Annotated in this window: 1 pseudogene; it reads right to left on the minus strand. The window is 67.3% G+C overall.

Annotation, left to right across the window (positions count from 1 at the left end):
- Positions 1–479: 479 nt before the first annotated feature.
- Positions 480–1694, minus strand: a pseudogene (locus AB0E67_RS36440) (ISAzo13 family transposase); the annotation flags it as partial.
- Positions 1695–1767 lie beyond the last annotated feature (73 nt).

The following is a 1767-nucleotide window of genomic DNA, read 5'->3' on the forward strand; positions in this document are numbered from 1 at the left end:
GGAGCCGTAAATCAACTACTGCCTGATTTGATCTTGTTGTCGTGCTCGGTGATCACCTTCTGCAGGGCTTCGAGTGTGCGTGGTGGATGTGGCCGCGGGGTGAGCATGGGAGTGAGACCGGTTCCCGCGAAGGCCAGCAGCGGCCTGCTCGTCATGGCGTGGTAGCTCAGTGTGTTGCGGTCGTGTCCGAGGATCTTGCCCATCAGGGTCAGGGTGACGGTATTGCGGCTTCTGAGCAGAGCGACCAGGACGCGGTGACGGTGGTCGAGGATGCCGAATCCGGGGTTGCGGCCGCGCCGGTCCCGCCCTTCGCTCCGGCGCCGGGCCTCGGCCAGGATCTGGCGGCACGGTTCGAGTTGGAGCACGAGCTGGTCGAACTCGTCGCGTGTCAGGCCGGTCAGGGCGGGGTGGGTGAGGAGGAAAGTCGCCTCGGCCGGGATCGGGGGCGGTGCCGGCTCGGGTGCGGACCGGGCAGCTTGTGCGGGGTCGTGCGGGGTGATCGTGTAGTTCCACTCGCCACGGAACTCGTCGCGGGTGACGCGCTCCGTGATCGCTTTGCGGTCGGCCCGGGTGAGTTTGCGGCCGGTGGGGTAGGTGTTCTCGTCCAGCGCGGCCTTGACGGTCAGTCCGGTGCGGGTCCGGGTAGCGGAAATCGTCTGGATCAGTACTTCGTAGCTGGTCAGGGGGCGACCGCGCAGGCTGTGGGTGATGCGGGAGAACAGGCGGTGTTCGACCTTGTTCCATTTCGATGTCCCGGGCGGGAAGTGGGCAACGGTAATGGACAGGCCGGACTCGTCGGCGAAGGAGGCAAGGTCCATCTTGAACAGGTGGGAGTCGGCGGAGTTTGCGCCGCCGGAGTCCGCTGTGACCAGCAGCTGGGTGGCGCCGGGGTAGTCCGCCTTGCCCTGGTCGTTCCACCATCGGCGCAGGGACTCCACCGCGAAGGCGGCGGTGTTGCGGTTGGTGCCCACGTTCACCCAGCCGGTGTCTCGTCCGAGATCGTAGACGCCATAAGGGATGGCGACCGGGGTGTCCGGCCTGGTGAAATCATGGTCCGGAGCGTTGATCGGATCGCCCTTGGGACGGTAGGTGCGGCCGGGACGGGCGAACTCGCCGATCGGTTCCTTCTGCTTCGCGTCCACACTCACCACGGGCAGGCCACGGGCCAGAAAGAGCTCGACGGCCGCGTTGATGTGCCGGAACTGGGCGTCACGGTCCGGGGACTGCGAGCCGGCCCGGGTCTTGACCATGCCCTGCAGACTGAACCCCATCTCCCGCAGCAGCCCGCCGACCACCGGAGCACTGACCGGATGCCCCGCATCGCTCAGCTCTCGGGCCAGGTCCCGCAACGACGCCGTCGTCCAGCGCAACGGAGACACCGGATCACCCATCTCCCGCGGCTCGATCAACGCCTCGAGCGCCGGCCGGAGACCAGGGTCCCGCTCAGCAGCCGACCTGCGGCCACCGCCTGGCCGGCGCACCCGGCCCAACGGCTTCGCCCCGCTGGCGAGTTCGACGCATCCCCGCGCGACAGTCGACTCCGAGACCTCCGCCAACCGGGCCACCGCCACGATCCCGCCGTGCCCCAGCGCCTCGGCCTCCGACGCCAGATACAAACGGCACTGCCGCTCATCCAGATGCGGCAACAACGCCGCGAACTTCACATCCAGGACCGCCAGGTCCTCCTCAGAAATCCCCACAACAGTCCACGTATCACGGCACGTACAGCAGCCGCATCGAAACCGTCAGTAATTTACTGACGGCTCC

Source organism: Streptomyces sp. NPDC032161 (assembly GCF_040636995.1).
Lineage (GTDB): Bacteria > Actinomycetota > Actinomycetes > Streptomycetales > Streptomycetaceae > Streptomyces.